Genomic DNA, 7357 nt, shown 5'->3' on the forward strand with positions numbered 1-7357 from the left:
GTGAACTTCAGCCTGTCGCAGGATGCATTGGCCGCCGCCGGATCGCGCGCGCAAGTGGGCGCGATTCTCGAACATCGCGACGGACTCGTGCTGCTCGATACACCGCAAGGTTTGCAATTGCCCACGGGCATCAAGCTCGAACCCGCGAGCGACGCGGCGAGCCTGCGCGGCCTGCTGGCGAAGCTCGGCCTCGAAGCGCATCTCGACTTTATCTTTGCCGTATTCGAATCGGGCAGCGGGCCGGCGTCGAGTGTACAAATCTACTATCGCGGCCGCGTGATCGACAGCGGCGCGGCGTGGATGGACAGCACGATCCGCATCGTCCCGTTGGCGCGGATTCCATGGAACGAACTGCGCGACGACGCGGTGCGCTCCATGCTCGAACGCTACGTGCGCGAACGCAGCGAAGACGCGTTCGGCATCTACGTCGGCGATACGGAAGCCGGCAAAGTGCAGACGCTCGCGTTCGCGCATTGAGGACAGCCCCGATCAATCCGCCGACGAATCCTGCTGCGCACGACGCGCAGCCCGCAGCATGGGACCGGAGTCAGTGCTCAAGCACGAACGCCGGTCGACACGGGAGAGGAATCATCATGAAGTTTTCGTTGTTTCTGCATATGGAGCGGTACGACAACACGACGTCGCATCGCGAACTGTTCGACCAGATGACCGAGCTTGTGCAACTCGCCGAGCGCGGCGGTTTCGAAACAGCGTGGATCGGCGAGCATCACGCGATGGAATTCACGATCGCGCCGAACCCTTTCGTCAATCTGTCGTATCTGGCCGCGAAGACGGAACGCATTCGTCTGGGCACGGGCACGGTGATCGCGCCGTTCTGGCATCCGATCGCGCTGGCGGGCGAGGCCGGGATGGTCGATGTCGCGAGCAATGGGCGGCTCGATCTGGGCATCGCGCGCGGCGCGTATTCGTTCGAATATGAGCGCCTGTTGCCGGGCCTCGACGCGATGGGCGCCGGCGCGCGCATGCGCGAACTGGTCCCCGCGTTGCGCAAGCTCTTCAAGGGCGATTATGCGCATCAGGGCGAGTTCTGGTCGTGGCCGTCGACCACACCCGTGCCGCGTCCCACCCAGCAACCCAATCCGCCGATGTGGCTCGCCGCGCGCGATCCGAACTCGCATGCGTTCGCCATCGCCAACGGCTGCAACGTGCAAGTGACGTCGCTGGCGCAGGGCGACGCCGAGGTCGTGAACCTGATGGAGCGCTTCAATGCCGCGTGCGCCGCGCATCCCGACGTGCCGCGTCCGCAGGTGATGATGCTGATGCACACGTTCGTCGGCGCGAATGCCGCGGAAGTGGATGCGGGAGTAGAAGATCTCGCGCGCTTTTATCGCTACTTCAGCAAATGGTTCAAGAACGAGCGGCCGGTCGAACAGGGCTTCATCGAGCCGCTGACGGATGCCGACGTCGAAATGTTCCCGCAGTACTCGCCCGAGGCGATCCGCAAGAACCTCGTGATCGGCGAGCCGAAGCAGGTGATCGCGCGCCTCAAGGGCTACGAGGAACTCGGCTACGACCAGTACAGCTTCTGGCTCGACAGCCATATGAGCTTCGAGCGCAAGCGCAAGTCGCTGGAACTGTTCATTTCCCACGTGATGCCCGCGTTCGGCGCGCGCTGATGCGCACGCTTTGTTAACTCCACGGAGTGGCTGACATGGTCCAGCGGTTTCAGCAATACATCGACGGCGCGTTCGAAGATGCGCGTGAGCATTTCGACAGCCTCGATCCATCGACGGGCGATGTGTGGGCCAGCATGCCGGCCGCCAGCGCGGACGACGTCGACCGCGCGATAAAGGCGGCGCATCGCGCGCTCAACGATCCCGCATGGACGAATCTGACGGCGAGCGCGCGCGGCAAGCTGCTGTACAAGCTCGCCGATCTCGTCGCCCAGCATGCGCCGCGTCTTGCGGAACTCGAAACCCGGGACACGGGCAAGATCATCCGCGAGACGCGCAGCCAGATCGGCTATGTCGCCGAGTACTACCGCTATTACGCGGGCCTCGCGGACAAGATTCAGGGCGCGTGGCTGCCGGTCGATAAACCCGATATGGAAGTCACGCTGCGGCGCGAGCCGGTGGGCGTGGTCGCGGGCATCGTGCCGTGGAATTCGCAGTTGTTCCTGTCGGCGGTGAAGGTCGGTCCCGCGCTCGCCGCGGGCTGCACGATCGTCCTCAAGGCGTCGGAAGACGGTCCCGCGCCGTTGCTCGAATTCGCGCGGCTCGTGCACGAAGCGGGTTTTCCGAAAGGCGTGGTCAATATCGTGACCGGCTTCGGCAACGATTGCGGGCGCACGTTGACGAGTCATCCGCTCGTCTCGCGAATCGCCTTCACGGGCGGCCCGGAAACGGCGCGCCACGTGGTGCGCAATTCGGCGGAGAACCTTGCGGCGATGTCGCTGGAACTCGGCGGCAAGTCGCCCGTGCTGGTATTCGACGACGCCGATCTCGACAGCGCCTGCAACGCCGTCATCGCCGGTATTTTCGCGGCGACCGGGCAGAGTTGCGTGGCGGGTTCGCGCCTTGTCGTGCAGCGCGGTATTCACGATGCGCTGATCGAGCGGCTCGTCGCGAAGGCGCGGGCGATTCGCATCGGCGATCCGCAAGACATGGCCACTGAGATGGGACCGCTTGCCACCCGCCGTCAACTCGAACACATCGAGAAGGTGCTGCGCGCGAGCGTCGAAGCGGGCGGACGCATTGTCACCGGGGGCAAGCAACCCGACGGCATAGCGCAAGGCAATTACTTTTTGCCGACCATCGTCGATTGCGCAAACGCGCAAGTGCCGAGCGTGATGGAAGAGCTGTTCGGACCGGTGCTGAGCGTCGTCACGTTCGATACGGAAGCCGACGCGATCGCCCTCGCCAACGACACGCGTTATGGCCTCGCATCGGGCGTGTTCACGCGCGACCTGACGCGCGCGCACCGGCTCACGCGCGCGCTGCGCGCGGGCATCGTGTGGGTCAACACCTACCGCGCGGTGTCGCCGATCGTGCCGTTCGGCGGCTATGGCCTGTCCGGCCTCGGCCGCGAAGGCGGCATGGAAGCGGTGCTCGAATACACGCGCACGAAGTCGGTGTGGATCCGCACCTCGGACGACCCGATCGCCGATCCGTTCGTGATGCGCTGAGCCGCCAACACCAGAAACCGGGAGCCTGCATGTTCTACGAAATCCGCACTTACCGCATCAAGACGGGCGCCGTGCCCGCTTATCTGAAACTCGTCGAGGAAGAGGGCATCGAGTTGCAGAAGCGGTATCTGGGTCAACTGGTCGGCTACTTCTTTTCGGAGATCGGACCGCAGAACCAGATCGTGCATATCTGGGCCTATCCGAGTCTCGACGAACGCCAACGCCGCCGTGCCGCGCTCGCCGAAGATCGCGCGTGGCAGGCTTTCGCGCCGAAGATTCAGGCGCTGATGGAAGAGATGGAAAACAAGATCATGAAGCCAGCGCGTTTTTCGCCGCTTGCCTGAGAGAGCCGCCCGCCGGCCGCCGTACACGTTGCCACGATACACACCAAAATTCTTGAAGACAGACATGAGCAGCAGAACCCCCTCCTCAATCGCGCCGCTGATCGCGTTCTGCGGGGCGACGCTCGCGGCGGCGCCGGTCATGGCCGCGGACCCCATCGTGTTCACGAGTTGGGGCGGCACCACGCAGTCGTCGCAACAGAAGAACTGGGCGCAGCCGTTCACGCAAGCGACCGGCGTCAACGTGCTGATGGACGGCCCGACCGACTACGGCAAGCTCAAGGCGATGGTCGACAGTGGCAACGTGAACTGGGACGTGGTGGATGTCGAAGGCGACTTCGCGTATGCCGCGCAGCAGGCAGGACTGATCGAGCCGATCGACTATTCGGTGGTGAAGAAAGACGATCTGGACCCGCGCTTCGCGACACCGGATGCCGTGGGCAGTTTCTACTACTCGTTCGTGCTCGGCTACAGCAAGGCGAAGTACACGGACGCGCAGCCGGCTACGTGGGCCGACCTGTTCGACACCAAGAAATTCCCGGGCAAACGTACGTTCTATAAATGGTCGGCGCCCGGCGTGCTCGAAATCGCGCTGCTCGCCGATGGCGTGCCGCCCAACAAGCTCTATCCGCTCGACCTCGACCGCGCGTTCAAGAAACTCGACACGATCAAGGGCGATATCGTCTGGTGGAGCGGCGGCGCGCAATCGCAGCAACTGCTCGCGTCGGGCGAGGCGCCGATCGGCATGTTCTGGAATGGACGCTTGCATGCGCTCGAACAGACCGGCGTGCCGGTCGGCATCTCGTGGAACCAGAACCTGACCGCCGCCGACATGCTGGTGATTCCGAAGGGCGCGAAGCACAAAGCCGAAGCCATGAAGTATCTCGCCGCCGCGACGAGCGCGCAGGCGCAAGCCAAGTTCGCGACGGATACCGGCTATGCGCCGATCAACGTGAAGTCGGCCGCGCTGATGTCGCCCGCCATCGCGAAGACACTGCCGGATCAATACAAGACCTCGCAGATCAATCTCGACATGAAGTACTGGGCCGACAACCGCGATGCGATCGCCAAGCGCTGGTACGCGTGGCAGTCGAAATAAGCGCGGCACGTGAGCATCGCCTAGCAATCGGAGTGGATGGGAGACACCATGCCTAATGTTCTGAGTACCGTCGCGCATCCGCCCGCGACGGCCACGCGCCGGCGGCGCGAATGGCGCAGCATTCGCCTGCTCGTGCCCGCGCTGTTGCTGCTGGTGATCTTCTTTCTGCTGCCGGTGCTGTCGCTGCTGTTGCGCAGCGTGCTCGAACCGACACCGGGGTTGAGCAATTATGCGCAACTGCTCGGCTCGACCACCTATCTGCGCGTGTTCGGCAATACGTTTCTGGTCGCGACGGTCGTGACGGCGGCGACGCTCGCGATCGGATTCCCGACCGCGTGGCTGCTCGCCATTGCGCCACGCAGGCTGAGTTCGCTGCTGTTCGCCGTCATGTTGCTGTCGATGTGGACCAACCTGCTGGCGCGCACGTTCGCCTGGATGGTGCTGCTGCAACAGACCGGGCCGATCAACCGTCTGCTGATGGCGCTCGGCGTGATCAGCGAACCGCTGACGCTCGTCAACAACCTGATCGGCGTGACCATCGGCATGACGTACATCATGCTGCCGTTCCTCGTCATGCCGCTGCACGCGACGCTGCGCGGCATCGATCCGTCGACCTTGCGTGCCGCCGCGATCTGCGGCGCGAGCCGCTGGCAGGCGTTCTGGCGCGTGCTGGTGCCGCTCGCGATGCCGGGCATCGCCTCGGGCGCGTTGATGGTGTTCGTCATGGCGCTCGGTTATTTCGTTACGCCCGCTCTGCTCGGCGGTGCGTCTTACATGATGCTCGCGGAACTCATCGCCCAACTCGTGCAGCAACTGCTGAACTGGGGCCTCGCCGGTGCGGCCGCCTTTGTGCTGCTCGCCGTGACGCTGGCGCTGTACACGCTGCAGCTGCGCTTCACGAGCGGTGCGCGCGCCAATTCGGGAGGGCGCTGAGATGAAACAGCCGCCACGCTCACTACGTTCATGGGTCCACGAGGGGGCATCGGCCTTCCTTGAGACCGCCCGGCGGGAGGACTGACATGTTGCTCGATTTCGATCGTCTTGGCGCCTTGCGCTATATGTTGCTTGCTATCGGCGCGGCCGTTGCGCTCTTTCTTCTGTTGCCCATCGTGTTCATCGTCGCGTTGTCGTTCGGCGATTCGCAGTGGCTGATCTTTCCGCCGCCGGGCTGGACGCTGGAGTGGTATCGCCAGCTCTTCACCGACGCCGGCTGGATCGATTCGCTGCTGACGAGCGCGAAGCTCGCGGCAATCGTCACGGTGCTGTCGGTGCTGATCGGGTTTCTCGCTTCGCTGGCGCTGGTGCGCGGCAAGTTTCGCGGACTCAATGCCGTGCAGGCGTTCTTTCTCACGCCGATGGTGTTGCCGGTCGTCGTACTGGCCGTCGCGCTGTACGCGTTCTTTCTGCGCATCGGCCTGAACGGCACGATGACGGGCTTCGTGATCGGCCATCTGATCATCGCGTTGCCGCTTTCGATCATCTCCATCAGCAACTCGCTGTCGAGCTTCGACACGGCGCTCGAAGATGCGGCGCTGATCTGCGGCGCGTCGCCACTGGAAGTGAAGCTGCGTGTCACGTTGCCCGCGATCCGGCTCGGCCTGTTCGCCGCCGCGATCTTCTCGTTCCTCGCGTCGTGGGACGAAGTGGTGGTGTCGATCTTCATGTCGAGCCCGACCTTGCAGACGCTGCCCGTGCGGATCTGGGCAACGCTGCGGCAAGACCTGACGCCCGTCGTGGCGGCGGCGTCTTCGCTGCTGGTCGGATTGACAACCGTATTGATGTTGGCGGGCGCCATGCTGCGCCGCGCACGATAACCGAGGTGAATCAGCCATGACTGCCGCATTCCTGCAAATCCAGCGCCTGCGCAAGACTTACGACGACGTCGTCGCCATCGACCAAGTGTCGCTCGATGTGCGCAAAGGCGAGTTCATGACCTTTCTCGGGCCGTCGGGTTCGGGCAAGAGCACCACGCTGTATATCGTCGCGGGCTTTCAAGAGCCGAGCGAAGGACGCGTGCTGCTCGACGGCAAGCCGCTGCTCTCCGTCGCGCCGAACAAGCGCCACATCGGCATGGTATTTCAGCGCTATACGCTGTTTCCGCATCTGACGGTGGGCGAGAACATTGCCTTCCCGTTGCGCGTGCGCCGCCGTCCCGATGCCGAAGTGAAGGCCAAGGTCGAACAGCTGCTGAAACTCGTGCATCTGTCCGAGTGCCGCGACCGGATGCCCGGGCAATTGTCGGGCGGCCAGCAGCAACGTGTCGCGATTGCCCGCGCGCTCGCCTACGATCCGCCCGTGCTGCTGATGGACGAACCGCTCTCCGCACTCGACAAGAAACTGCGCGAGGAAATCCAGCTCGAACTGCGCCGCATTCATCAGGAGACGGGCGTCACGATTCTCTATGTGACGCACGATCAGGAAGAGGCGTTGCGGCTGTCGGATCGCATCGCGGTGTTCAACAAGGGGCGCATCGAGCAGGTCGGCACCGGCGAGGAACTGTATGGCAATCCGGCGTCGCGTTTCGTCGCGAGCTTTATCGGCAATTCGAATTTCCTGCCGGTGCGGGTGACGTCGAACAACGATGGCCGGATGAGCGGCGTGTTCCCGAACGGTCATACGGTGAGTTCGGGCAGCTTCAATCCGGTGCTCACGGCGGGCGACGAAGGCACGTTGATGATCCGCCCGGAGCAGATGCGCATTCAAGCGCAGCGCGACGCAAGCAGCGCGGCGGGTCTGCCCGTCACCGTGCGCGACATCACGTATCTCGGCGAC

General features: G+C 63.8%; 7 protein-coding genes and 1 pseudogene. All 8 read left to right on the forward strand.

All coding sequences use genetic code 11. The features are described 5' to 3' along the window. A pseudogene (locus VFE81_RS06055) lies at positions 1 to 477 on the forward strand (flavin reductase); the annotation flags it as partial. Positions 478 to 593: 116 nt separating this feature from the next. Further along, positions 594 to 1637 (forward strand): LLM class flavin-dependent oxidoreductase, encoded by a 1044-nt coding sequence (locus VFE81_RS06060; RefSeq protein WP_325043725.1) that lies wholly within the window; start codon positions 594 to 596, stop codon positions 1635 to 1637. A gap of 35 nt (positions 1638 to 1672) precedes the next feature. Beyond that, a complete protein-coding gene (locus VFE81_RS06065; RefSeq protein WP_325043726.1) occupies positions 1673 to 3145 on the forward strand; it encodes an aldehyde dehydrogenase in 1473 nt (490 codons plus the stop codon). Positions 3146 to 3174: 29 nt separating this feature from the next. Next, entirely contained in the window at positions 3175 to 3489 is a 315-nt protein-coding gene (locus tag VFE81_RS06070) for an NIPSNAP family protein (protein WP_325043727.1), read from the forward strand. Between the two features lie 64 nt (positions 3490 to 3553). Beyond that, complete coding sequence (locus VFE81_RS06075) at positions 3554 to 4585, forward strand: ABC transporter substrate-binding protein (protein ID WP_325043728.1); 1032 nt, start codon at positions 3554 to 3556, stop codon at positions 4583 to 4585. A gap of 48 nt (positions 4586 to 4633) precedes the next feature. Beyond that, entirely contained in the window at positions 4634 to 5518 is an 885-nt protein-coding gene (locus VFE81_RS06080; protein WP_325043729.1) for an ABC transporter permease, read from the forward strand. An 86-nt stretch (positions 5519 to 5604) separates the two neighbouring features. Next, a complete protein-coding gene (locus tag VFE81_RS06085; protein ID WP_325043730.1) occupies positions 5605 to 6399 on the forward strand; it encodes an ABC transporter permease in 795 nt (264 codons plus the stop codon). Positions 6400 to 6415: 16 nt separating this feature from the next. After that, positions 6416 to 7357, forward strand: a 942-nt coding sequence (locus VFE81_RS06090) for an ABC transporter ATP-binding protein (protein WP_325043731.1), incomplete at its 3' end; no start/stop codon positions are given.

The sequence above is a fragment of the Paraburkholderia sp. genome, assembly GCF_035656215.1.
GTDB lineage: Bacteria > Pseudomonadota > Gammaproteobacteria > Burkholderiales > Burkholderiaceae > Paraburkholderia.